We start from the raw sequence: 23,688 nt of genomic DNA, 5'->3' as shown, positions 1-23,688 counted from the left end.
GGGTGCGGTCAGGCCCGCGCCAGCTCCTTCTCGCCGCCCTGCTCGGGCAGGTCGGGCGCGTCACCGGCGTCGTCGTCGGCGTCGTGGTGGTCGTCCAGCAGGGTCTTCTCGTCGAACGGGATCCGGCCGGCGAGCACCTCGTTCACCCGGGCCTTGTCGATCTCCTTGGTCCAGGTGCCGATCAGGACGGTGGCGACGGCGTTGCCGCCGAAGTTGGTCAGGGCGCGGGCCTCGCTCATGAAGCGGTCGATGCCGACGATCAGGCCGATGCCGTCCACCAGTGCGGGCTTGTGCGAGGACAGACCACCGGCCAGCGTGGCCAGACCGGCGCCGGAGACACCGGCCGCGCCCTTCGAGGCGACCAGCAGGAAGAGCAGCAGCGGGATCTGCTCGCCGATCGACATCGGCGTGCCCATGGCGTCGGCGATGAACAGCGAGGCCATGGTCATGTAGATCATGGTGCCGTCGAGGTTGAAGGAGTAGCCGGTCGGGACGGTGATGCCGACGACCGGCTTGCTGATCCCCAGGTGCTCCATCTTCGCGATGAGGCGCGGCAGCGCCGACTCCGAGGAGGAGGTGGACAGGATCAGCAGGAACTCGCGGCCCAGGTACTTGAAGAGCGAGAAGACGTTGACGCCGGCGATGACGCGCAGCAGCGTGCCCAGTACCAGGAAGAGGAAGAGGACGCAGGTCACGTAGAAGCCGAGCATCAGGACGGCCAGGCTCTTGAGGGCGTCGACGCCGGCCGAGCCGGTGACGGCGGCGATGGCACCGAAGGCGCCGACCGGGGCCGCCCACATGATCATCGCCAGGACCCGGAAGACCAGCCGCTGGATGTGCTCGATGCCGCGCAGCACCGGCTGCCCGGCGTTGCCCATGGCCTGCAGGGCGAAGCCGCACAGCAGGGCGATCAGCAGGGTCTGCAGGACCTCGCCGGAGGTGAACGCCGACACGATCGTGGTCGGGATGATGCCCATCAGGAAGTCGACGGTGCCCTTGGCCTCCGCGTCGACCTGCGCCTGACCGGTCTCCTTGACGGCGTCGGTCACCGCGAGGCCGGTGCCCGGGTCGAGGATGTTGCCGACGACCAGGCCGATGGCGAGCGCCACCAGCGACATCACCAGGAAGTAGCCCAGCGCGATACCGCCGACCGCGCCGACCTTGGCGGCCTTGCGGACGGAACCGATGCCCAGCACGATCGTGCAGAAGATGATGGGCGAGATCATCATCTTGATCAGGCTCACGAAGCCGGTGCCGAGCGGCTTCAGCTCCGTCGCGAAGTCGGGCGCGATCAGACCGACGGCGATACCGAGGGCGACCGCGATGATCACCGCGATGTAGAGGTAGTGCGTGCGGTCCCGCTTGGCTTTGGGTGCGGGTGGTGCCGTAGCGGCGTTGCTGGTCACGGCGGCCCTCCTTGACGACGTCGTCGGCATCACCGGCGTGCGGCTCACGTCCGGGCGGTTGTTCGGGGATGCGGCGACTATCTCCCGCGTTGTGAGCGCGGTCACCCTTGCGTTCATTTAGTTCACAATCCAGCCAGGAGGGAGACTTGCGGCATGCACTTCCGCGTCCCGAGACCCCGCCCGCGCTCTTTGGCCGGGCAGCTCTTCGCCATGCAGGCCGTACTGATAGCGGTCGTGGTGGTCGGGTACGCGCTGTTCACCTACCTCAGCGACCGGGGGCAGGCGGAGGAGGCCGCCGGACGCCAGGCCAGGGCCGTGTCGCTGGCGATCGCCGACTCACCGTCCGTGGCGGAGGCGATCCGCACCCCGGACCCCACCGCCCGCCTCCAGCCGTACGCGGTACGGGTCATGCGGGACACGGACGTGGACTTCGTGACGATCATGAATCCGGACGGCATCCGCTGGACCCACCCCGACCCGAAGCAAATCGGCCATCCCTTCCAGGGCCACATCGAGCGCGCGCAGCGGGGCCAGACCTTCACCGAGACGTACACGGGCACGCTCGGCCCCTCGGTCCGGGCGGTGACACCGATCGTGGACGACGGCCGGATCGTCGGTCTGGTCAGCGCGGGGATCAAGGTCGAGGAGATCAGCAAGCGGGCGCAGGACCAGCTCACGGCGTTGCTCGGGGTCGCGGCCGGGGCACTGCTGCTCGGCGCGGTCGGCACGTACGTGATCAACGCGCGGCTGCGCCGGCACACACACGGCATGAACGCGGACCAGCTGAGCCGGATGCACGATTACCATCAGGCGGCGCTGCACGCGGTGCGGGAGGGGCTGCTGATGCTGGACGGGCAGTACCGTGTCGCGCTGATCAACGACGGCGGACGGGAGCTGCTCGGCGTGCACGATGACGTGATCGGGGCCTCGGTGGCGGATCTCGGGCTGCCGTCGCAGCTGACGGGGGCGCTGCTGGCGTCGGAGCCGCGGGTGGACGAGGTGCACCTGGCGGCGGACCGGGTGCTGGTGGTGAACACCTCGCCGGTCTCCGGCGGTGAGCGGCGGGGCACGGTGGTGACGCTGCGGGACGTGACCGAACTGCAGTCGCTGACGGGCGAGCTGGACTCGGAGCGCGGTTTCACGCAGGCGCTGCGCTCGCAGGCGCACGAGGCGGCGAACCGGCTGCACACGGTCGTCTCGCTGATCGAGCTGGGGCGGGCGGAGGAGGCCGTGGAGTTCGCGACGGCGGAGCTGGAGCTGGCGCAGGCGCTCACCGACCAGGTGGTGGCGGCGGTGAGCGAGCCGGTGCTCGCGGCGCTGCTGCTGGGCAAGACGGCGCAGGCCAACGAGCGGGGAGTGGAACTGGTGGTGTCGCGGGACAGCCGACTGGACGACGGGCTGCTGCCGCCGTCGCTGCCCGCCCGGGACCTGGTGACGATCCTGGGCAACCTGGTGGACAACGCGGTGGACGCGGCGCAGGGCGCGGTGCCGTCGCGGGTGACGGTGGCGGCGTACACGGAGGCTTCCGAAGCCGTGGGCTCCGAGCTGGTGCTGCGCGTGTCGGACACCGGCGCCGGGGTCGATCCCGCCCACGCGGACCTGGTCTTCCAGCGGGGCTTCTCGACCAAGCCGGCCGGCGAGGGCGGGCGCGGCCTGGGCCTCGCCCTGGTCCGGCAGGCGGTACGGCGGCACGACGGCACCCTGACCGTGACGGAGGCGGAGGGCGGCGGCGCCCGCTTCGAGGCGCGGCTGCCGCTGGGCGACGCGGCGGCACCCGTCACCTCGGCGGGCAGACCGGGCGCCGGGGGTGCGAGATGAGCACGGCCGACTCGCAGCCCATCCGGGTCCTGGTCGTCGAGGACGATCCGGTCGCCGCCGACGCGCATGTGATGTACGTCGGCCGGGTGCCGGGGTTCACGGCGGTCGGCAAGGCCCACACGGGCGCGGAGGCCCGCCGCATGCTGGACCGCACGCCGGTCGACCTGCTCCTGCTCGACCTGCACCTGCCGGACGTGCACGGACTCCAGCTGGCCCGCTCGCTGCGGGCGGCGGGGCATCACACCGACGTGGTAGCGGTGACGTCGGCACGGGACCTGACGGTCGTACGGGAGGGAGTCTCCCTGGGCGTCGTCCAGTACGTCCTGAAGCCCTTCACCTTCGCCACCCTGCGCGACCGCCTGGTGCGCTACGCGGAGTTCCGGAACGCCGCCGGGGAGGCCAGCGGCCAGGACGAGGTCGACCGCGCCCTGGCCACCCTGCGCGCCCCCGGCCCGGCGGCCCTGCCGAAGGGGCTGAGCGGGCCGACGCTGGAGCGGGTGACGGGCGCGCTGCGCGGCTCGGACGAGGGCCTGACGGCGGCGGGGGTCGCGGAGACGGTGGGCATCTCGCGGATCACGGCCCGCCGCTACCTGGAGCACCTGGTGGACGCGGGGCGGGCGGGGCGGGCCCCGCAGTACGGGCAGGTGGGGCGGCCGGAGTTGGTGTACCGGTGGGTGCGGGAGAGCGAGCGGGGCCGTTGAACACGACTTGTCCACCGCACACGCATTGACCTGACTAGACCACTCCTCTTACGTTCGCCGAGCAGCCGTCCCGGCCACAGCGTCGTGCCCGTAGGAGGTCTTGCCCGTGCGTCCCACCGTCCGGTCCGTCCGGTTCACCGCCCTGTTCACCCTCACCGCGCTCGCCTCCACCGCGCTCGCCGCCTGCGGCAGCGGCTCCGGCGACGATCCGGACACGGTGAAGGTCTCCTTCAAGCAGTCGACGGACAACTCCATCAAGGTGATGGACACCTATCTCGCCGACATCAAGAAGCAGTTCGAGAAGGCCAACCCGGGGAAGAAGGTCGAGCTCGTCCCCGTCAAGGCGCCGGACTCGGAGTACTACACCAAGCTCCAGCAGATGCTCCGCTCCCCCAAGACCGCGCCGGACCTGGTCTACGAGGACACCTTCCTCATCAACTCCGACATCACCAGCGGGTACCTGAAGCCCCTCGACGACTACCTGGCGAAGTGGGACGACTGGGACCGGTTCGTCGACACCGCGAAGGCGGCGGCCACCGGCGAGGACGGCAAGACGTACGGCGTCCCGGACGGGACGGACACGCGGGGCCTGTGGTTCAGCAAGGACGTGTTCGCCAAGGCGGGGCTGCCCGCCGACTGGCAGCCGAAGACCTGGGACGAGGTCCTGGACGCCGCCCGCACCATCAAGGAGAAGGTCCCCGGCGTCACACCGATCAACGTGTACACCGGCAAGCCCGCCGGCGAGGCCGCCACCATGCAGGGCTTCCAGATGCTGCTGTACGGCACGGACGACGGGACCGAGGACCCGCTGTACGACAAGGACGGCAAGAAGTGGATCACGGCGGGGCAGGGGTTCGAGGACTCCCTCGCCTTCGTCGAGACGGTGTACGAGGAGAAGCTCGGGCCGGAGGTCTCCGACGCGCTCGATCCCAACTTCGGGACCAGGGTGCGCGGTGAGCTGCTGCCGCAGGGCAAGCTCGGGATCGCGCTGGACGGCTCCTGGCTGCCGCAGGACTGGCTGGAGGGCAGCGGGCACGAGTGGCCCGAGTGGTCGAAGGAGCTGGGGCTCGCCGCCATGCCGACGCAGAACGGGCAGGCTCCGGGGCGCGTGAGCATGTCCGGTGGGTGGACCTGGGCCATTCCGGCCAAGGCGGGCAACCCGGACCTCGCCTTCGAGTTCATCAAGACGATGCAGACCAGGGCCAACGCCCAGAAGTGGTACGTCGCCAACTCCGGCATCGCGGTCCGCGAGGACGTGGCGAACGATCCCGCGTACGTCGAGGCGCAGCCCGGCATCGAGTTCTTCACCGACCTCGTCGAGGTCACCCACTACCGGCCCGCGTACCCGGCGTACCCGAAGGTGTCCGTCGCCATCCAGGAGGCGATGGAGGGTGTGACGACCGGTGACCTGTCGGTCGAGGAGGCGGCGCGCGGATACGACGAGGCGCTCAAGGAGGCGACCGACAACCAGGTGGTGAGCAAGTGACGGCGACCGCGCCGCGGCACGCGGGGCCGGGGGTGCGGAGGGAACCGGCGTCCCCGGCCGCCTCCGGGGGGCGGGCCGGCACCGTGCGCCGGTCCCTGTTCCGGGCCCTGCCCGTCTCCCCCGCCGTCGTCCTGCTGCTGCTCTTCCTCGCCGGCCCCATCGGCTACTGCGTGGTCATCGCCTTCACCGACCTCCAGCTCACCGGGCAGGCCGAGTCGTCCTTCGTCGGCTTCGAGAACTTCACCCGCGCGTTCCGGGACGAGGCGTTCCTCAACGCGGTGTGGCTGACCCTGGTCTTCACGGTGCTGTCGTCGCTGATCGGGCAGAACACCCTGGGCCTGGCGCTGGCCTCGCTGATGCAGCGGGCCTCGAAGCCGGTCCGGACGCTCACCGGCGGCATCGTTGTCACGGCGTGGGTGCTGCCGGAGGTGGTGGCGGGCTTCCTGCTCTACGCCTTCTTCCGCCGCGAGGGCACCCTCAACGCCATTCTGGACTGGCTCCGTCTGCCGTCCCAGAACTGGCTGTTCACGCTGCCGATCCTGGCGGTGTCCTTCGCCAACGTGTGGCGGGGCACGGCGTTCTCCATGCTGGTGTACTCGGCCGCCCTGAACGAGATCCCCAAGGAGGTCACCGAGGCCGCCGAGGTGGACGGGGCGAGCGGCTGGCGCCGGATGTGGCACATCACGCTGCCGATGATCCGGCGTTCCATCGGCACCAACCTGATGCTCAACACGCTGCAGACCCTGTCGGTCTTCGGGCTGATCTGGGTGATGACGCGCGGCGGCCCGAGCGGCAAGAGCCAGACGCTGCCGCTGTTCATGTACGAGCAGGCCTTCCAGAACAGTCTGATCGGGTACGGCACGGCGGTGGCGCTGCTGCTGTTGCTGATCGGCTCGCTGTTCTCGGTCGTGTACCTGCGCCTGCTGCGGACGGAGTTCTGACATGGCGTCCACGCTCGCGCCCCGCCGTACTCCCGCTTCGACCGCCCGGCGGGGCAGGCGGCGGATGGCCGCAGACGCCGGGCTGCTGGTGGCCGCCGCCGCCTTCGTGCTGCCGCTGGCCTGGGTGGTGCTGTCCGCCCTGGACCCGCACGCCAGTCTCAGGGTGAAGGTCCCCGACGGGGTGACGCTGGACAACTTCGACGCGATCCTCACCCCGGAGATCACCTTCACGCCGCTGCTGAACAGCCTGGTCCTGTGCGGCGGCGCGACGGCGCTGACGGCGGTGTGCGCGGCGCTCGCGGCGTATCCGCTCTCCCGTTTCCGGTCGCGGCTGAACCGGCCGTTCCTGCTGACCGTCCTGTTCGCGACCAGCCTGCCGATCACGGCGATCATGGTGCCGGTCTACGCCCTGTTCGTGCGGGTGAACCTGATCGACACCATGCACGGGACGATCTTCTTCTTCGCCGCCTCCCAGCTCCCGTTCGCCATCTGGCTGATGAAGAACTTCATGGACGGCGTGCCCAAGGAGCTGGAGGAGGCGGCCTGGACGGACGGAGCGTCGTCGTTCCAGTCGCTGCTGCGGATCGTGCTGCCGCTGATGGGGCCGGGCGTGGCGGTGGTGACCGTCTTCTCGTTCGTGATGATGTGGGGCAACTTCTTCGTCCCGTTCATGCTGCTGCTCACCCCGGACCAGATGCCGGCCTCGGTGAGCATCAACGACTTCTTCGGCAACCGGGGCATGGTGGCGTACGGGCAGCTGGCGGCGTTCTCGATCGTCTACTCGACGCCGGTGATCCTGCTGTACGTGCTGATCTCGCGGCGGCTGGGCGGGGGGTTCGCGCTGGGCGGGGCGGTCAAGGGGTGAGGGCGTGCGACGACCGGCGTGCGCCCGTAGGTTCGTACAATGCGTATCGCTGGCTGAACAGCCTGTAGTCAGGGTGCGCCCGTACCCCTACGGTGTGCGCGTGCGCCGACCCTCACCTCACCCGAACCAGTCGGGTCCCCCGTTCAACGCCCTCGCCGCCCGCCGGCTGCGTGCCGCCCTCAACATGGGGCCCGAGCACGTCGCCCACGGCATGCGGGTGTCGTACGGACTGCCGTACGTCACCCCCGACCATGTCATCGCCTGGGAGCGCGGCATCGCCTCCCCCGCCGGTTCCGAGCTCACCGCGCTCGCCGGCGTGCTGTGGTGCTCGCCCGGCGACCTGATAGGCCGGCCGCAGACGCTGCGCGAGCACCGCGTCGCGCGCGGTCTGGCGCCGGAGGACGTGGCCCGCGCCGCCGGGGTCGCGCTCGCGGCCTACCTGCGGATGGAGGAGACGGACGCCTGGCGCGGCACCGACCGCCAGTCCGCCGCACTCGCCCACGTGCTGGACCTCGCGCTGCCCGACTTCGTGACCGTCACGGGGCGCGAGGAGAAGCTCGCCGAGCTGCTGAGCAGTGCCGTCACCACCCGATGGCAGGGGTACGTACGGCCGGTCGGCAAGATCGCGCCGCTGGACCGGCGGGTCCTGGAGAACGTGCTCCAGGTGCTGCACCAGGACTACCAGGGCCACATGACCGCCACCCTCAGCTGGGGCGGCGGCGGTCCCGACTCCAGCGCGGCGGGCCGGGACTTCCTGGACCGGATCGTGGAGCACTTCTGGGCGGCGGTCGAGAAGCACCCGTGACCCGGGCCCCGGCTGTCTAGAAGACCGACTCCGCCTCGTCCATCCGGTCCTTGGGCACCGTCTTCAGCTCGGTGACCGCCTCCGCCAGCGGCACCATGACGACGTCCGTGCCGCGCAGGGCGGTCATCCGGCCGAACTCGCCCTGGTGCGCGGCCTCCACCGCGTGCCAGCCGAAACGGGTGGCGAGCACCCGGTCGTACGCGGTGGGCACGCCGCCGCGCTGGACGTGGCCGAGGATGACCGGCTTGGCCTCCTTGCCGAGCCGGCGCTCCAGCTCGTGGGCGAGCGCGGTGCCGATGCCCTGGAAGCGCTCGTGGCCGAACTTGTCGATGGCACCCTTGCCGTAGTCCATGGAGCCCTCGACGGGGTGGGCGCCCTCGGCGACGCAGACCACGGCGAACTTCTTGCCGCGGGAGAACCGCTCCTCGACCATCTTGACCAGGTCGGCGGGGTCGAAGGGGCGCTCGGGCAGGCAGATGCCGTGGGCGCCGGCCGCCATACCGGACTCCAGGGCGATCCAGCCGGCGTGGCGGCCCATGACCTCGACGACCATCACGCGCTGGTGGGACTCGGCGGTGGTCTTGAGGCGGTCCATCGCCTCGGTGGCGACACCGACCGCCGTGTCGAAGCCGAAGGTGCGGTCCGTGGAGGAGATGTCGTTGTCGATGGTCTTCGGCACGCCGACCACCGGCAGACCCGCGTCGGACAGCATCCGGGCGGCCGTCAGGGTGCCCTCGCCGCCGATCGGGATCAGCGCGTCGATGCCGAAGCTCTGGATCATGTCCCCGGCGTTCTCGCAGGCCTCGCGGAGCCGGTCGCGCTCCAGGCGGGAGGAGCCGAGGATGGTGCCGCCGCGGGCCAGGATGCCGCTGACCGCGTTGAGGTCCAGGGCGCGGTAGCGGCCGTCGAGCAGGCCGGCGTAGCCGTCCTCGAAGCCGATGACCTCGTCGCCGTAGTTGTCGACCGCTCGGTGCACGACCGACCGGATCACTGCGTTCAGGCCGGGGCAGTCGCCGCCTGCGGTGAGTACGCCGATACGCATCGTGCTCTGTCTCCTGCTCGCTGTTGACACCGGTGAGCCGCTCCAATTGTTTCACGGTCCGGGCACGGGCGGGCACTGCCGATTGCTGACGGGCGCCTTATCCATCGCCGGAGGTATTGTCAAGAGGGTTCCGCTCACCCCGGTGGGCGATTTTTGTGCACGGGACAGCCGCCACCAGACGAAACGGAGAGCACGCGTGACGCGCAGCGTGTACGTGACCGGTATCGACCGCGGCGACGGCCGCCAGGTCGTCGAACTGGGGGTGATGGAACTCCTGACCCGGCAGGTCGACCGCGTCGGCGTGTTCCGTCCCCTGGTCCACGACGGACCCGACCGGCTCTTCGAGCTGCTGCGGTCCCGCTACCGGCTCGCGCAGGACCCCGCGACCGTGTACGGCATGGACTACCAGGAGGCGTCGGCGCTCCAGGCCGAGCAGGGCACGGACGAGCTGGTCTCCGCGCTGGTCGACCGCTTCCACCTGGTCGCCCGGGACTACGACGTCGTCCTCGTCCTCGGCACCGACTTCGCCGCCACCCAGCTCCCGGACGAGCTGTCGCTGAACGCGCGGCTCGCCAACGAGTTCGGCGCCTCGGTCCTCCCGGTCGTGGGCGGGCGCGGGCAGGCCGCCGAGTCGGTGCTCGCCGAGACCGTCAACGCCTTCCGCGCCTACGACACGCTGGGCTGTGACGTGCTGGCCATGGTGACCAACCGGGTCGCCCGCGAGGACCGGGACGAGATCGCCGGGCTGCTCGGCGGCCGGCTGCCGGTGCCGTGCTGGGTGGTGCCGGACGAGCCCGCGCTGTCCGCGCCGACCGTCTCGCAGATCGCGCACGCCCTCGGCGCCAAGGTGGTCCTGGGCGACGACTCGGGGCTCGCCCGGGACGCGCTGGACTTCGTCTTCGGCGGCGCCATGCTGCCGAACCTGCTCGCCGCCCTGACCCCGGGCTGCCTGGTGATCACCCCCGGCGACCGCGCCGACCTGGTGGTCGGCACCCTGGCCGCGCACAGCGCCGGCACCCCGCCGATAGCCGGGGTGCTGCTCACGCTCAACGAGGTGCCGGGCGACGGCATCCTCACCCTGGCCGCCCGCCTGGCCCCCGGCACCCCGGTGCTGTCGGTGACCGGCAACAGCTTCCCCACCGCCGAGCAGCTGTTCTCCCTGGAGGGCAAGCTGGGCGCGGCCACCCCGCGCAAGGCGGAGACCGCCCTCGGCCTCTTCGAGCGGTACGTCGACACCGCCGACCTCAGCGAGCGGGTCTCCGCGCCCAGCAGCGACCGCGTCACGCCGATGATGTTCGAGCACAAGCTGCTGGAGCAGGCCCGCTCCGACCTGCGCCGGGTCGTCCTCCCCGAGGGCACCGAGGAGCGGGTGCTGCACGCGGCGGAGGTGCTGCTGCGCCGGGGCGTGTGCGAGCTGACGCTGCTCGGTCCCGTCGAGCAGATCCGCAAGAAGGCCGCCGACCTGGGCATCGACCTGGAGGGCGCCGAGCTGATCGACCCGACCGTCTCCGAGCTGCGGGACTCCTTCGCGGAGAAGTACGCGGCCCTGCGCGCCCACAAGGGCGTGACCGTGGAGCTGGCGTACGACGTGGTGTCCGACGTGAACTACTTCGGCACGCTGATGGTGCAGGAAGGATTCGCCGACGGAATGGTGTCGGGGTCGGTGCACTCGACGGCGGCGACGATCCGCCCGGCCTTCGAGATCATCAAGACCAAGCCGGACGCTTCCATCGTGTCGTCCGTGTTCTTCATGTGCCTGGCCGACAAGGTGCTGGTCTACGGCGACTGCGCGGTCAACCCGGACCCGGACGCCGAGCAGCTCGCCGACATCGCCACCCAGTCGGCGGCCACGGCCGCGCGGTTCGGGGTGGAGCCGCGGATCGCGATGCTGTCGTACTCGACGGGCACGTCCGGGTCGGGCGCCGACGTCGACAAGGTGCGCGAGGCGACGGAGCTGGTCCGCGCCGGCCGGCCCGACCTGCGCATCGAGGGGCCGATCCAGTACGACGCGGCCGTGGAGCCGTCGGTCGCCGCGACCAAGCTGCCGGGCTCGGAGGTCGCCGGGCAGGCCAGCGTGCTGATCTTCCCCGACCTGAACACCGGCAACAACACCTACAAGGCCGTGCAGCGCTCGGCCGGCGCGATCGCCGTCGGCCCGGTCCTCCAGGGGCTGCGCAAGCCGGTCAACGACCTGTCCCGGGGCGCGCTCGTCCAGGACATCGTCAACACCGTCGCCATCACGGCGATCCAGGCCCAGCAGTCCCCGAGCGAGAAGGTCTCCGCCCAGTGAGTGCCACCCGTGTCCTCGTCCTCAACTCCGGCTCCTCGTCGGTGAAGTACCAGCTCATCGACATGCGCGGCGGCGAGCGCCTGGCCGTCGGGCTGGTCGAGCGCATCGGGGAGCAGACCTCGCGACTGAAGCACACCCACGTGGCCGACGGCGACACCCGGGAGCAGCACGGCCCGATCGCCGACCACGAGGCCGCCCTGAAGGCGGTCGCCGCGGAACTGGGCCGGGACGGTCTGGGCCTGGACTCCCCGGAACTGGCCGCGATCGGGCACCGGGTGGTGCACGGCGGCATGTTCTTCACCGAGCCCACCCTCATCGACGACAGCGTGCTCACGGAGATCGAGCGGCTGGTCCCGGTCGCGCCGCTGCACAACCCGGCCAACCTCACCGGCATCCGCACCGCGCAGGCGCTCCGACCTGACCTGCCCCAGGTGGCGGTCTTCGACACCGCGTTCCACACCACGATGCCCCAGGCCGCGGCGCGCTACGCGATCGACCCGAAGATCGCCGACCGGTACCGCATCCGCCGCTACGGCTTCCACGGCACCTCGCACGCGTACGTCTCCCGCGAGACCGCGCGGCTGCTGGGCAAGGACCCGTCGGAGGTCAACGTCATCGTGCTCCACCTGGGCAACGGCGCCTCGGCCTCGGCGGTCGAGGGCGGCCGGTGCGTGGACACCTCCATGGGGCTGACGCCCTTGGAGGGCCTGGTGATGGGTACGCGGTCGGGAGACCTGGACCCGGCGGTCATCTTCCATTTGGAGCGCGTTGGCGGAATGTCCACGGACGAGATCGACACTTTCCTCAACAAGAGGAGCGGCCTGTTCGGTCTGTGCGGCGACAACGACATGCGGGAGATCCGCCGCCGGGTGGACGAGGGCGACGAGCGGGCTCGGCTGGCGTTCGACATCTACATTCACCGGCTGAAGAAGTACATCGGCGCCTATTACGCCGTTCTCGGACGGGTGGACGCGGTGGCCTTCACGGCCGGGGTCGGCGAGAACGCGGCACCGGTGCGCCAGGCCGCGGTGGCGGGCCTGGAGGGGCTCGGCCTGGCGGTGGACGGCGAGCTGAACGCCGTGCGCGGGGACGGGGCGCGGCTGATCTCGCCCGCACACGCGCGGGTGGCGGTGGCCGTGGTGCCGACCGACGAGGAAATGGAGATCGCGACACAAACCTACGCGCTGGTAAATGATTCCGGTGGTTCAGTTGCTTCGGGGAATCTCACCTGAGCGGCATCCCGCCCTTTTGTATTTTCCGCCAGACGGAATATTCCGCGCCGAAACAAACCGATAGGATGGCACCCATGCGCCGTTCGAAAATCGTCTGTACCCTCGGCCCCGCGGTCGACTCCCACGAGCAGCTCGTAGCGCTGATCGAAGCCGGCATGAACGTGGCCCGCTTCAACTTCAGCCACGGCACGCACGCCGAGCACCAGGGCCGTTACGACCGTGTCCGGGCCGCCGCCAAGGAGACCGGCAGGGCCATCGGTGTCCTCGCCGACCTCCAGGGCCCGAAGATCCGCCTGGAGACCTTCGCGGAGGGTCCCGTCGAGCTGGTGCGCGGTGACGAGTTCACCATCACCACCGAGGACGTGCCGGGCGACCGGACGATCTGCGGCACGACCTACAAGGGCCTGCCCGGTGACGTCACCAAGGGCGACCAGGTGCTCATCAACGACGGCAACGTCGAGCTGAAGGTCACCGAGGTCGAGGGCCCCCGGGTGAAGACGATCGTCATCGAGGGCGGCGTCATCTCCGACCACAAGGGCATCAACCTGCCCGGTGCCGCCGTGAACGTCCCCGCGCTCAGCGAGAAGGACGTCGAGGACCTGCGGTTCGCCCTCCGCATGGGCTGCGACCTGGTCGCCCTCTCCTTCGTCCGGGACGCCAAGGACGTCGCCGACGTGCACCGCGTGATGGACGAGGAGGGCCGCCGGGTCCCCGTCGTCGCCAAGGTGGAGAAGCCGCAGGCGGTCGAGAACATGGAGGACGTCGTCGCGGCCTTCGACGCCGTCATGGTCGCCCGTGGCGACCTGGCCGTCGAGTACCCGCTCGAGAAGGTCCCCATGGTGCAGAAGCGCCTGATCGAGCTGTGCCGGCGCAACGCCAAGCCGGTGATCGTGGCGACCCAGATGATGGAGTCGATGATCACCAACTCCCGCCCGACCCGCGCCGAGGCCTCCGACGTGGCCAACGCGATCCTGGACGGCGCCGACGCGGTGATGCTGTCCGCCGAGTCGTCGGTGGGCGCGTACCCGATCGAGACCGTCAAGACGATGTCGAAGATCGTCGCCGCCGCCGAGCAGGAGCTGCTGTCCAAGGGCCTGCAGCCGCTGGTGCCGGGCAAGAAGCCGCGCACGCAGGGCGGTTCGGTGGCCCGCGCCGCCGCCGAGATCGCCGACTTCCTGGGCGGCAAGGGCCTGGTGGCCTTCACCCAGTCCGGCGACACCGCCCGCCGGCTCTCCCGCTACCGCGCGGCCCAGCCGATCCTGGCCTTCACCACCGACGAGTCCACCCGCAACCAGCTGGCGCTCAGCTGGGGCGTGGAGCCGCACGTGGTGCCGTTCGTCAACACCACCGACGAGATGGTCGACCTGGTGGACCAGGAGACGGCCCGCCTCGGCCGGTTCAGCGACGGCGACATCGTCGTGATCACCGCCGGCTCGCCCCCCGGCGTGCCCGGCACCACCAACATGGTCCGGGTGCTGCACCTGGGCGAGACGCGGCGCGGCTGACCCCGCGCGGGTTTCCGCACGACGCCGAGGGCGCCCCCCGCGACAGGGGGCGCCCTCGCTCGGTCCCGGAAGGGGTCAGGTGATGTACTGGTGCAACCCGGGGATGTGCAGGGTTCCGCCGAACTGACCCGCTTGCACCACCTTCACGTCGGTGAAGTAGATCAGCGGGATGTTCAGCGGCGGCGGGTGCTCCGGGTCGAAGGTGATCGGGATCAGCCCGAGCAGGTTGCCCGAGATGCTCTCCGTGTACATCACCGTGTCGCCGTCGCGGATCGTGGACGTCGATCCCTTGGCCGCCTGCACGTGGTAGGTCTTGCCGAACTGCTCGTCCTTGACGATCTGGTGCAGGTCACCGATGTCGGTGCCGTTCGATATGACGTACTTCAGCACCCTCTTGGTCTTGCCGCTCGCCGTCTTCACCTCGACGATGCCCTTGTAGGAGGCACCCTTGAGGAGCAGCGAGCTGGCCTCGAGGTGCCAGGGGTCGTCCGGCAGCGGAACGGAGTTGTCCACCCCGCCCTCCGCGTCCGTGGCGACGGGGCAGTCCTCCGGGTCGGGGCCCGCGCTCTCGGACGTGCTCGGGCTCGGGCTCGGGCTCGGCGAGGCGGTGGCGGCCCCGGTCTCCTCCTCCGTCCCGCCCTCGGCGTCTTCCCGCGCTTCCCCGGCCGCCTCGTCCACCGACTCCTCGGTGTCCTCGGCCGCCTTCGAGGCAGTGCCGACCGGGTCCTTCACGGCTTCCTCCGCCGTGCCGGCGGCCTTGTCGGTGGTCTCCTGCGCCGGGCCGGACGCGTCCTCGCCGGCCTTCCCGCTCGTCGACGCCGAGGGGGTCGGCGTGGGGCTCTGGGCCTCCTCGGCCTTGCCGCCGGTGAAGATGCCCTCGATGGCGTCACCGAGGCCTTCCAGCAGGCCCCCGCCTGACTCGGAGGCGGACGGGGAGGGGGTCCCGGCGGGCGGGGACGGCGGCTCCCCGCCGCGCGCCTGCTTCTCCTGCGACGCGGAGACGCTCGGGTCGGGGGCGGCCGCGTCGTCGGAACCTGAATCCGGCGAAGGGGCCTCGCCCGTGTCCGTACCCTTGTCCTTGCCGGAGTCGCCGGCGGAGGCCGAGGCGCCGGGCTCCGCGACCTCGTCCCCCTTGTCGTCGCCGGACCGGCCGGACGACGACGGTGAGGGCGTGGGGGACGCGGACGCTTCCTCGTCGCCGCCCGTCATGGCCTCCACACAGGCCTTGTACTCCTCCGCCGTCAGGCTGTTGGCCGGCGGTGCGCCCTGGTCGTTGCCGTCCGCGACGGCGAGGGTGGGTGTGAAGCCCAGTCCCATGAGGACCGCCGTGGGCATCGCGGCCAAGGCGATCGCCTTGCCGGCGGGCATGTGGAATCTGGTGAACAGCGGCTTTCTGGGAGCCGCGTGGCGCGGCCCGGTTCTCGCGGGGGACGCCTCCGCGTCAGTCGCGCGGATGTCCTCGTCAGCCGGCACTGTGCCTCCCGTTCGCCCCGTTGGCCGGGCTCGTTCCTGACAGGTCGTTCGGCTCGTCCGGCACACCGGCCTCCGCCCTCGGCTGCGGGGTCGTGGCATCGGGCCCGGCGGTGCCGGGCAGTACGCCACCGGGCGCCTCGTCCGTGCCCCCGCCCTCCCCCGGGGTCTCGGTCTCCGAAGGCGCGCCCGGCGCCCAGGACACCGCCATCGCTCCACCGACCAGCGAGAGCAGGAAACCGATCACGAAGCCGCCGAAGTTGGACACCGGAATGGAGACCAGGCCCAGAAGGATCGCGGCGACGCCCGCGAACACCCTGATGTGCCGCTGGAACCAGAGACTCATGCCGAGGACCACGAGCAGCACGCCGATGATCAGGGACCCGGCACCGGCGGTGGTCGACATGGCCAGCGTCAGGTGCCCGATCTGCAGATTCGCGTAAGGGAAGTACATGATCGGGAAGCCGGCGAGCGCGACGAACAAGCCGGCCCAGAACGGCCGCGCGCCTCGCCAGGCACGGAACTGCAGCCTCCGGCGGGTGAACTGACCGGATACGGCAGCAGGGGTCTCGGCGCTCATGGAAAACAGCTCCCTGTTACGGCTTTGCTGTGGTGGAGAAGTCCGGCCGCGCGGACGGCGCGGCCGGAGAGTGGACGGACGGGGCGCTTGTCGCCCCGCCCGTCAGAGAGTGCTCAGTAGCACTCGGCCTTGGTGCCCTTGTGCAGCGACATGCTCAGGCCGCTCAGCTTGAAGGTTCCGGCAGTGGTCGCCCACGCCGTCTGCTTCACGTCCGTGAGCACGGCGGTGTCGGACTGCTGCGCGAAGCCGAACCTGTTGGCCTGCTCCTTGCCGCCCTGCATGCCGGGGCCCTTGCTCAGGTCACCGGCCGCCACGCCGATCTCCATGCCGGTGAAGGTGGCGTCGGCTTCGAGCTTCTCGACGTCGAGCTGCAGGTTCTTGGCGTAGACCTGCTTGTCCTCGTCCGGACTGTCACCGGCCTCCAGCCGGAGGGTGACAGAGCCGATCACCGGAATGTTCGGGGTGACGACCGACTGACACATCTTCTGGATGTGCGCCTCGCTGAACGACGAGACCGCCACCGGGTGGTGCACCTTCTCACCGGTGAGCGTGTACCCCTCGGTGAGGGCGCCGTACTGGGTGAAGCCGTCGCCCTTGAGCTGCTTGGCCGTCACCTTGAACGACTGCCCCGACACGCTGAACGACGCGGCGAGGGCACCCTGCGCCATCGCGACGCCTATCGCCGCCGTGGCGGCGACGCTGGGCACCATCACCACAGCGAACCGCTTCCATCTGGTCCCGCCACGCACCTGGGACTCCATATTTCCTCCTTCTCGGACGTACATCTCCTGGCCTCGGCCCGCCTCCGGAGCGGCGGCTGGGCCTGGCAGGGATGGGAGAAGTGCTACGTCCTCGGGAAGGAGAGCGCCCGCACTCGGCGGCACGTACGAAACGAGCCCGAATCACCGGCGATCACCCCCGAGCGACAACCACTGGTCGCGCCTGACACGCATCACGCACAACCTTGCTGGACAGGCTTCGCCGGCTGGACGAAGACCCCCCTGCCCAAGAGCCGGCGCCACTGCCGCCGACTCTGCTCGGTGGGGACCCAGGAACCCCCGCGACCCGACTGGCTTTCGGGGTACGGGAATGGACCGAGCGTCGCCGATCGTGGTGCATTCTCGGCGTCGGCACAAGGGGGTTCGTTACTCGCTGGTAACGGCTGGACAACCGGAGCACGACGCACCGGCCCCGGACGGCGACGCTGGGTGTGTCATGCGGTTGGAACAAAACTATTGATCGCTGGACAGAAACCGACAGATCGGCGCCGTCGACTTACTGGCAGTAACAGCGGCCGCGATTACCAAGATTTGGTAAAGCGCGGCCGCAGTGACCTACCGGAGACAGCTCATTCACACGGGCACCACCCGGACGGACGGGCGGTACCCCGCCCGCTAGAACAGGGCGCGGGCCAGCGCCCTGCGCGCCGCGGCCACCCTCGGATCGTCGGCGCCGACGACCTCGAACAGCTCCAGCAGCCGCAGCCGCACGGCGTCCCGCTCGTCGCCGGCCGTGACGCGGACCGTGTCGATGAGGCGCCCGAAGGCGTCCTCCACATGCCCGCCCACCAGGTCCAGGTCGGCGGCGGCGATCTGCGCCTGGGCGTCGCCCGGCTTGTCGGCCGCGTCCTGACGGACCCGCTGCGGGTCGGCGTCCTGCACGCGCTGGAGCAACTCGGCCTGGGCGAGGCCCAGTTTGGCCTCCGTGTTGCCCGGGTCCTCGGCCAGCACGTTCTTGTACGCCTGGACGGCCCCGCCCAGGTCACCGGCGTCCAGCGCCTGCACCGCGGCCTCGAGCGCCGCGTCGTGCGGACCGGCGGGACGCTCGGGGGCGGCGGCCTGGGCGGCGCCCGGCTCCGCCTCGGGGTCGACGGCGAGCCCGGTCAGGCCGAAGCGCTCCTCGGCGACCTGCACCAGCTGGTCGAGGGTCTGGCGGATCTGCGTCTCGCTCGCGGCGCCCTGGAAGAGCGGCAGCGCCTGCCCCGCCACGACCGCGAACACGGCCGGGATGCCCTGGACGCCGAACTGCTGCATCAGCATCTGGTTGGCGTCGACGTCGATCTTGGCGAGGAGGAAGCGCCCGCTGTACTCGACGGCGAGCCGCTCCAGGACCGGGCTCAGCTGCTTGCAGGGCTCGCACCACTCGGCCCAGAAGTCGATGACGACCGGGACCTCGGTGGACCGCTGCAGGACGTCGCTCTCGAAGCGGGCCTCGTCGACGTCGATGACGAGGTCGGCCGGGGAGACGGCGCCCGTCCCGCCGTTCCGGGCCGCCTCGGCGCGCGCCTGCTCCGCCTTCGCCTTGGCCTCCTGGGCCTGCTTCACCGCGGCGAGGTCGACGACCCCGCTCATGGACATGTTCCGTGGCTGCATGGGTCTATCCTCCCCCGTACCGCGCGTGTGCGTGAAAAGCGGGGTCGAAGCCCGCCTGGAAGTGTGCTGTTGACAGTCGTGCCGGCGCCGGGTCCCCACCCCACGCCCGTGGTCGTCGCTGGGGCACGGGCAGACCCGTGCTTTCGCTACGCCCCGTAGCGTAATACCAGGACGGGCCGCCGGAACAGCCCCCCTCCGTGATCTGCCTCACGGACGCCCGTTCGTTACCCGCCGGTTAAGGTCGGGGGATGCAGAGCAGCACCCACGCCGGCCGCTCCGGGCGCCCGCGCAGCGCCGCGGCGGACACCGCGATCCTGGCCGCGACGCGGGCGGCCCTGGTGGAACTGGGCTGGTCGAAGCTCACCCTGCAGGACGTGGCCACGCGGGCCGGGGTTGCCAAGACGACGCTGTACCGCCGCTGGGCGGGCAAGAACGAGCTGGTCGTCGACGCGGTCGCCGAGCTCTTCGACGAGCTGCGGCTGCCCGACCGGGGTTCCCTGGCCGCCGACATCGAGGGCGTGGTGCTCCAGTTCGCGGCGATCCTGGCCCGCCCGGAGGCCAAGAGCGGGCTGATGGCGGTGGTCGCCGAGTCCACGCGTGACGAGGCGCTGCGCGAGCGCATCCGTACCTCGATCGTAGAGCGGCAGAAGCGCCTGGTGCTGGAGGGCCGGGCGCGGGCCCAGGCACGCGGCGAACTGCCCCCCGAGACGGACCCGGCCGAGGCCGCCCGTACCGCGGACCTCATCTTCGACGTGGTCGCGGGCGCGGTCGTCCACCGCACCCTGGTCAGCGCGGAGGCGGCGGACGGGGAATGGGTACGCGGCTTCACGCAGGTGCTGCTGTGGGGTCTGGCCTCTCGACCGACCGAGTCGGGTGGCGGGCGGGCCTAGGCCGGGGGTCCCAGGAGGCGGAGCCCCCTGGGACGACGCCCGCGCCGGCAGGCCGACGCTCAGAATCCCGCCGGCTCCGTGTACACCCCCCACTCGTCCCGCAGCACGCCGCAGATCTCACCCAGCGTCGCCTCCGCGCGCACCGCGTCCAGCATCGGCTCGATCATGTTCCCGCCGGAGCGGGCGGCGGCCAGCATCGCGTCCAGCGCACCGCGTACGGCCGCGTCGTCCCGCGCCGCCCTGCGCTCCCCCAGCACCCGCACCTGCTCGCGCTCCACCTCGTGGCTGACGCGCAGGATCTCCAGGTCGCCGGTGACGGAACCGGTGTGGACGTTGACGCCGACGACCTTCTTGTCGTCCTTCTCCAGCGCCTGCTGGTAACGGAAGGCGGACTCGGCGATCTCGCCGGTGAACCAGCCGTCCTCGATGCCGCGCAGGAGACCGGAGGTGATCGGCCCGACGGGGTGCTGCCCGTCGGGGTGGGCCCGCAGCCCCCGTTCCTTGATCTGCTCGAAGATCTTCTCGGCGTCGGCCTCGATCCGGTCGGTCAGCTGCTCGATGAACCAGGAGCCGCCCAGCGGGTCGGCGACGTTGGCGACCCCGGTCTCCTCCATGAGCACCTGCTGGGTGCGCAGGGCGATCTCCGCGGCCTGCTCGCTGGGCAGCGCGAGGGTCTCGTCCAGGGCGTTGGTGTGCAGGGAGTTCGTCCCGCCGAGCACCGCCGCCAGCGCCTCCACCGCCGTACGCACCACGTTGTTGTACGGCTGCTGCGCGGTCAGCGAGACACCGGCGGTCTGCGTGTGGAAGCGCAGCCACTGCGCCTTGTCGGACTTCGCGCCGTACACGTCCCGCATCCACCGCGCCCAGATCCTGCGGGCCGCGCGGAACTTGGCGATCTCCTCGAAGAAGTCGAGGTGGGCGTCGAAGAAGAAGGAGAGGCCGGGCGCGAAGACGTCCACGTCCAGTCCGCGGCTGAGGCCCAGCTCCACGTACCCGAAGCCGTCGGCCAGGGTGTAGGCCAGCTCCTGCGCGGCCGTCGCCCCGGCCTCGCGGATGTGGTAGCCGGAGACGGAGAGCGGCTTGTAGGCGGGGATGCCGGCCGCGCAGTACTCCATCAGGTCGCCGATCAGGCGCAGGTGCGGCTCGGGCTGGAAGAGCCACTCCTTCTGCGCGATGTACTCCTTGAAGATGTCGGTCTGGAGCGTGCCGTTGAGCACGGACGCGTCCACGCCCTGGCGTTCGGCGGCGACCAGGTACATGCAGAACACGGGCACGGCGGGCCCGCTGATCGTCATGGAGGTCGTCACGTCACCGAGCGGGATGTCCTTGAACAGCACCTCCATGTCGGCGGCCGAGTCGATGGCCACGCCGCAGTGCCCGACCTCGCCGAGGGAGCGCGGGTCGTCGGAGTCGCGGCCCATCAGGGTCGGCATGTCGAAGGCGACCGAGAGTCCGCCGCCGCCGTTGCGGAGGATCATCTTGTAGCGCTCGTTGGTCTGCTCTGCGTTGCCGAACCCGGCGAACTGCCGGATGGTCCACGTGCGCCCCCGGTACCCGGTCGGATGCAGACCCCGGGTGAAGGGGTACTCCCCCGGCCAGCCGATCCGCTCGAAGCCCTCGTAGGAGTCCCCGGGCCTGGGCCCGTACACCGGCTCCACGGGATCGCCGGAGAGCGTGGTGAAGTCGGCGTCGCGCTTGCGCGCCGCGTCGTACCGGGCCTGCCAGCGAAGGCGGCCCTCCTCTATGGCGTCAGCATCCATACCTTCAAATTTACTAGGACGTCCAAGTAAATGTCGATGGGGTACCGCCGTACGGGTGCCCGTACGGCGGTGAAGGGGCTTGACAAGCCCCGCTTACGCCTTGGCGGCCGCGGGTGCCTCGGCGCCGGCGACCTTGGTCTCCAGCTCCTGGCTGATCCTGCGTTCCACGAAGAACGCGGCGGTCGGAACGGTCCCGGCCAGCAGCACCCACAGCTGCTTGCTGACCTTCCACTTCGCCTTGGCGCCCAGGTCGAAGGCGAAGACGAGGTAGATCACGTACAGCCAGCCGTGCGCGATGCTGACGACGCGGGTGAAGTCGGCCGCACCGTCCATGTCCAGCAGGTACTTGGCGATCATGCCGAGGCAGAGCAGGATCAGCAGCACACCGGTGACGTACGCCATGACCCGGTAGCGGGTCAGCACGCTCTTTTTCATGGGAACGAGCCTAACCGTCCGTTTCGCGCGATCTTCGGTCGGGCCCGGCGACTCGCTCAGGCCTCTTCGAAGTCGCCCGCCGCGACCCGCAGCGGCCTCAGCATCGCGAAGATCTCGCCGCACTCCTCGGCGTCGTACGCGCCCAGGCCGAAGTCCATCGCCATGAGGTCGCGGGTGGCCGACTCGACCACCTCGCGGCCCTTGTCGGTGATGGTGGCGAGGGTGCCGCGGCCGTCGTTGGGGTTGGGGCGCTTGTCGACCAGGCCGGACCGCACCAGCCGGTCGACGGTGTTCGTCACGGAGGTGGGGTGCACCATCAGACGCTCGCCGATCTTGGACATCGGCAGCTCGCCCGATTTGGAGAAGGTCAGCAGCACCAGCGCCTCGTAGCGCGCGAAGGTCAGCCCGTACGGCTTGACCACCGCGTCCACCTCGGCCAGCAGGATCTGGTGCGCCCGCATGATCGAGGTGATCGCGGCCATGGACGGCACGCCGCCCCAGCGCTGCTTCCACAGTTCGTCGGCGCGGGCGATGGGGTCGAAGGAGAGACTGAGGGGCTTCGGCACGGCATCAGACCCTACCGGCCGGTCATATCCCGGTCAGCCCCGTCTCGCCTTTCGATACCGCCGCCCGCGGCGCACCGCTACTCGGCGAGGTGCCGCTCCACGGTCTCCACCTTGGCGGTGAGACCGTCCGTCACACCGGGGCGGATGTCCGCCTTGAGGACCAGGGAGACGCGCGACGCCCGGGCCTCGACGGCGGCGACGGCACGCCGGACGACGTCCATGACCTCGTCCCACTCGCCCTCGACCGACGTGAACATCGCGTCGGTGCGGTTCGGCAGGCCCGACTCGCGGACCACCCGGACGGCGTCGGCGACGTACTCCCCCACGTCCTCGCCGACGCCGAGCGGCGTCACGGAGAAGGCGACGATCATGCGCCCACGATCCCTTCCTGGCGGGCACGGGAGGCGATGACCGCGCTCTCGGCCTCGCGCTTGAGCCTGCGCTCGGCGAAGAAGCCGCCGGTCGGCAGGACCGACATGACGAAGTAGAAGGCGGCGGTGCCGAAGGACCACTTGGCGCGGTTCCAGGCGTCCGCCCAGAAGATCACGTACAGGACGAAGAGGAAGCCGTGGACCGCGCCCATCACGGGCACCGCGTTGAAGTCGGTGGTCCGCTTCAGCACGGAGCACACCAGCAGCAGCAGGAACGAGATCGCCTCGGGGCTGGAGACCAGGCGGAGGCGGCGGAGGGCGGAGGCGGTCTTGAGGTCCACGGGTCACCTTCGGTGGGAGGGGATTCGATCGGCACTCGGGCACGCCCGACGAGCAGGGCGGTTTGTGAACGAACGCACAAGCGCGCGTCCATTGTGGCAAATCCCCGACGCGCCCGGGCGAGGGGGTCGGAGACCTGTCGGCGGGGCGGCCCGGCGGGCTACCTTCGCATTTGTGGCGATGTTCCGACTTCAGGGAAGCAAGGTACTCGCCGTCGACATGACCGGGGACGCCGTGAAGGCGAAGAACGGCTCGATGGTCGCGTACGACGGGGAGATGGCCTTCAAGAAGCTGAGCGGCGGCGGTGAGGGCCTCCGGGGCATGGTGACCCGGCGGATCACCGGCGAGCAGATGACGGTGATGGAGGTGAAGGGGCACGGTACCTGCTGGTTCGCGGACCGGGCCTCGGAGATCAACCTCGTCGGCCTCCAGGGCGACAAGCTGTACGTCGAGTCGAGCAACTTCCTGGCGGCCGACGCCGGGCTGCGGACCGGCACCAGCTTCACGGGGACGCGCGGCGCCTCGCAGGGCAACGGGCTGTTCACCACGACCGTGGAGGGGCACGGGCAGGTGGCGATCATGTCGGACGGGCCGGCGGTGGTGCTGCGGGTCAGCGCGCAGTACCCGCTGACCGTCGACCCCGGGGCGTACGTCGCGCACCAGGGGAACCTGCGGCAGTCCTTCCAGTCGGGTGTGACCTTCCGCACGCTGTTCGGTGAGGGCGGCGGGGAGGCCTTCCAGATCCGGTTCGAGGGCGACGGGCTGGTGTACGTGCAGCCGAGCGAGCGGAACACGATCGCGGGGGATGTGTGAG

Annotated in this window: 22 protein-coding genes; 11 read left to right on the top strand and 11 right to left on the bottom strand. The window is 70.6% G+C overall.

Annotation, left to right across the window (positions count from 1 at the left end):
* Positions 1 to 8: 8 nt before the first annotated feature.
* Positions 9 to 1,406 carry a cation:dicarboxylate symporter family transporter gene (locus M6G08_RS15115; RefSeq protein ID WP_272587686.1) on the bottom strand — a complete coding sequence of 466 codons (1,398 nt, stop codon included), beginning with the start codon at positions 1,404 to 1,406 and terminating at the stop codon, positions 9 to 11.
* 153 nt (positions 1,407 to 1,559) lie between these two features.
* Between M6G08_RS15115 and M6G08_RS15110 the strand changes: the two genes are divergently transcribed.
* From M6G08_RS15110 to M6G08_RS15085, 6 genes are all read left to right on the top strand, one after another.
* Positions 1,560 to 3,224 (top strand): sensor histidine kinase, encoded by a 1,665-nt coding sequence (locus M6G08_RS15110; RefSeq protein WP_272587685.1) that lies wholly within the window; start codon positions 1,560 to 1,562, stop codon positions 3,222 to 3,224.
* The gene (locus tag M6G08_RS15105; protein WP_272587683.1) at positions 3,221 to 3,925 is read left to right on the top strand and encodes a response regulator; all 705 of its coding nucleotides are present in this window, start codon (positions 3,221 to 3,223) and stop codon (positions 3,923 to 3,925) included. The genes M6G08_RS15110 and M6G08_RS15105 overlap by 4 nt, the downstream gene beginning before the upstream one ends.
* Before the next feature lie 106 nt (positions 3,926 to 4,031).
* A complete protein-coding gene (locus tag M6G08_RS15100; RefSeq protein ID WP_272587682.1) occupies positions 4,032 to 5,411 on the top strand; it encodes an extracellular solute-binding protein in 1,380 nt (459 codons plus the stop codon).
* Positions 5,408 to 6,352 carry a carbohydrate ABC transporter permease gene (locus M6G08_RS15095; protein ID WP_272587681.1) on the top strand — a complete coding sequence of 315 codons (945 nt, stop codon included), beginning with the start codon at positions 5,408 to 5,410 and terminating at the stop codon, positions 6,350 to 6,352. Before M6G08_RS15100 ends, M6G08_RS15095 begins: the two co-directional genes overlap by 4 nt.
* A 1-nt stretch (position 6,353) precedes the next feature.
* Positions 6,354 to 7,217 (top strand): carbohydrate ABC transporter permease, encoded by an 864-nt coding sequence (locus M6G08_RS15090; protein ID WP_272587680.1) that lies wholly within the window; start codon positions 6,354 to 6,356, stop codon positions 7,215 to 7,217.
* Between the two features lie 100 nt (positions 7,218 to 7,317).
* Positions 7,318 to 8,022, top strand: coding sequence for a helix-turn-helix domain-containing protein (locus tag M6G08_RS15085; RefSeq protein ID WP_272587679.1), 705 nt, complete (start codon positions 7,318 to 7,320; stop codon positions 8,020 to 8,022).
* 16 nt (positions 8,023 to 8,038) lie between these two features.
* Here M6G08_RS15085 and M6G08_RS15080 read toward each other — a convergent pair whose 3' ends face one another.
* Complete coding sequence (locus tag M6G08_RS15080) at positions 8,039 to 9,064, bottom strand: ATP-dependent 6-phosphofructokinase (RefSeq protein ID WP_272587678.1); 1,026 nt, start codon at positions 9,062 to 9,064, stop codon at positions 8,039 to 8,041.
* Positions 9,065 to 9,260: 196 nt separating this feature from the next.
* Here M6G08_RS15080 and pta point away from each other — a divergent pair, with 196 nt between their 5' ends.
* The 3 genes from pta (at position 9,261) to pyk (ending at position 14,091) form a co-directional block, all read left to right on the top strand.
* Positions 9,261 to 11,354: a phosphate acetyltransferase gene (gene pta / locus M6G08_RS15075; RefSeq protein ID WP_272587677.1), complete on the top strand. Its 2,094-nt coding sequence runs from the start codon at positions 9,261 to 9,263 to the stop codon at positions 11,352 to 11,354.
* Entirely contained in the window at positions 11,351 to 12,586 is a 1,236-nt protein-coding gene (locus M6G08_RS15070; protein ID WP_272587676.1) for an acetate kinase, read from the top strand. The genes pta and M6G08_RS15070 overlap by 4 nt, the downstream gene beginning before the upstream one ends.
* 74 nt (positions 12,587 to 12,660) lie before the next feature.
* Positions 12,661 to 14,091 (top strand): pyruvate kinase, encoded by a 1,431-nt coding sequence (pyk, locus tag M6G08_RS15065; RefSeq protein ID WP_272587675.1) that lies wholly within the window; start codon positions 12,661 to 12,663, stop codon positions 14,089 to 14,091.
* Positions 14,092 to 14,166: 75 nt separating this feature from the next.
* Here the strand turns inward: pyk and M6G08_RS15060 are convergent, their stop codons facing one another.
* From M6G08_RS15060 to M6G08_RS15045, 4 genes are all read right to left on the bottom strand, one after another.
* Positions 14,167 to 15,564 carry a hypothetical protein gene (locus tag M6G08_RS15060; protein ID WP_272587674.1) on the bottom strand — a complete coding sequence of 466 codons (1,398 nt, stop codon included), beginning with the start codon at positions 15,562 to 15,564 and terminating at the stop codon, positions 14,167 to 14,169.
* The gene (locus M6G08_RS15055; RefSeq protein ID WP_272587673.1) at positions 15,554 to 16,141 is read right to left on the bottom strand and encodes a DUF6114 domain-containing protein; all 588 of its coding nucleotides are present in this window, start codon (positions 16,139 to 16,141) and stop codon (positions 15,554 to 15,556) included. The genes M6G08_RS15060 and M6G08_RS15055 overlap by 11 nt, the downstream gene beginning before the upstream one ends.
* A 113-nt stretch (positions 16,142 to 16,254) precedes the next feature.
* A complete protein-coding gene (locus M6G08_RS15050; protein ID WP_272587672.1) occupies positions 16,255 to 16,902 on the bottom strand; it encodes a DUF6230 family protein in 648 nt (215 codons plus the stop codon).
* A 633-nt stretch (positions 16,903 to 17,535) separates the two neighbouring features.
* On the bottom strand, positions 17,536 to 18,513 hold the full coding sequence (locus tag M6G08_RS15045; RefSeq protein WP_272587671.1) for a tetratricopeptide repeat protein: 978 nt from the start codon (positions 18,511 to 18,513) through the stop codon (positions 17,536 to 17,538).
* A gap of 248 nt (positions 18,514 to 18,761) precedes the next feature.
* On the opposite strand from M6G08_RS15045, the gene M6G08_RS15040 reads away from it, so the two are divergent.
* Entirely contained in the window at positions 18,762 to 19,403 is a 642-nt protein-coding gene (locus M6G08_RS15040) for a TetR/AcrR family transcriptional regulator (protein WP_272587670.1), read from the top strand.
* A 59-nt stretch (positions 19,404 to 19,462) separates the two neighbouring features.
* Here M6G08_RS15040 and icmA read toward each other — a convergent pair whose 3' ends face one another.
* From icmA to M6G08_RS15015, 5 genes are all read right to left on the bottom strand, one after another.
* Positions 19,463 to 21,163, bottom strand: coding sequence for a coenzyme B12-dependent isobutyryl-CoA mutase large subunit (gene icmA, locus M6G08_RS15035; protein ID WP_272587669.1), 1,701 nt, complete (start codon positions 21,161 to 21,163; stop codon positions 19,463 to 19,465).
* Between the two features lie 93 nt (positions 21,164 to 21,256).
* The gene (locus tag M6G08_RS15030) at positions 21,257 to 21,598 is read right to left on the bottom strand and encodes a DUF3817 domain-containing protein (RefSeq protein ID WP_272587668.1); all 342 of its coding nucleotides are present in this window, start codon (positions 21,596 to 21,598) and stop codon (positions 21,257 to 21,259) included.
* A 56-nt stretch (positions 21,599 to 21,654) separates the two neighbouring features.
* The gene (locus tag M6G08_RS15025) at positions 21,655 to 22,164 is read right to left on the bottom strand and encodes a MarR family winged helix-turn-helix transcriptional regulator (RefSeq protein WP_272587667.1); all 510 of its coding nucleotides are present in this window, start codon (positions 22,162 to 22,164) and stop codon (positions 21,655 to 21,657) included.
* 77 nt (positions 22,165 to 22,241) lie between these two features.
* On the bottom strand, positions 22,242 to 22,535 hold the full coding sequence (locus M6G08_RS15020) for an MTH1187 family thiamine-binding protein (RefSeq protein WP_272587666.1): 294 nt from the start codon (positions 22,533 to 22,535) through the stop codon (positions 22,242 to 22,244).
* Positions 22,532 to 22,876 carry a DUF3817 domain-containing protein gene (locus tag M6G08_RS15015; protein WP_272587665.1) on the bottom strand — a complete coding sequence of 115 codons (345 nt, stop codon included), beginning with the start codon at positions 22,874 to 22,876 and terminating at the stop codon, positions 22,532 to 22,534. Before M6G08_RS15015 ends, M6G08_RS15020 begins: the two co-directional genes overlap by 4 nt.
* A gap of 178 nt (positions 22,877 to 23,054) precedes the next feature.
* Between M6G08_RS15015 and M6G08_RS15010 the strand changes: the two genes are divergently transcribed.
* Positions 23,055 to 23,687 carry an AIM24 family protein gene (locus tag M6G08_RS15010; protein ID WP_272587664.1) on the top strand — a complete coding sequence of 211 codons (633 nt, stop codon included), beginning with the start codon at positions 23,055 to 23,057 and terminating at the stop codon, positions 23,685 to 23,687.
* Position 23,688: the final 1 nt, after the last annotated feature.

The organism is Streptomyces sp. M92, from assembly GCF_028473745.1.
Classification (GTDB): domain Bacteria; phylum Actinomycetota; class Actinomycetes; order Streptomycetales; family Streptomycetaceae; genus Streptomyces.
This window is presented reverse-complemented; position numbering and strand designations above follow the sequence as displayed.

Coding starts and splice junctions, on each gene's coding strand:
- M6G08_RS15110 (WP_272587685.1), top strand. CDS start 1,560: ATGCACTTCCGCGTCCCGAGACCCCGCCCGCGCTCTTTGGCCGGGCAG.
- M6G08_RS15105 (WP_272587683.1), top strand. CDS start 3,221: ATGAGCACGGCCGACTCGCAGCCCATCCGGGTCCTGGTCGTCGAGGAC.
- M6G08_RS15090 (WP_272587680.1), top strand. CDS start 6,354: ATGGCGTCCACGCTCGCGCCCCGCCGTACTCCCGCTTCGACCGCCCGG.
- M6G08_RS15080 (WP_272587678.1), bottom strand. CDS start 9,064: ATGCGTATCGGCGTACTCACCGCAGGCGGCGACTGCCCCGGCCTGAAC.
- pyk (WP_272587675.1), top strand. CDS start 12,661: ATGCGCCGTTCGAAAATCGTCTGTACCCTCGGCCCCGCGGTCGACTCC.
- M6G08_RS15055 (WP_272587673.1), bottom strand. CDS start 16,141: ATGAGCGCCGAGACCCCTGCTGCCGTATCCGGTCAGTTCACCCGCCGG.
- M6G08_RS15050 (WP_272587672.1), bottom strand. CDS start 16,902: ATGGAGTCCCAGGTGCGTGGCGGGACCAGATGGAAGCGGTTCGCTGTG.
- M6G08_RS15045 (WP_272587671.1), bottom strand. CDS start 18,513: ATGCAGCCACGGAACATGTCCATGAGCGGGGTCGTCGACCTCGCCGCG.
- M6G08_RS15040 (WP_272587670.1), top strand. CDS start 18,762: ATGCAGAGCAGCACCCACGCCGGCCGCTCCGGGCGCCCGCGCAGCGCC.
- icmA (WP_272587669.1), bottom strand. CDS start 21,163: ATGGATGCTGACGCCATAGAGGAGGGCCGCCTTCGCTGGCAGGCCCGG.
- M6G08_RS15030 (WP_272587668.1), bottom strand. CDS start 21,598: ATGAAAAAGAGCGTGCTGACCCGCTACCGGGTCATGGCGTACGTCACC.
- M6G08_RS15020 (WP_272587666.1), bottom strand. CDS start 22,535: ATGATCGTCGCCTTCTCCGTGACGCCGCTCGGCGTCGGCGAGGACGTG.
- M6G08_RS15010 (WP_272587664.1), top strand. CDS start 23,055: ATGTTCCGACTTCAGGGAAGCAAGGTACTCGCCGTCGACATGACCGGG.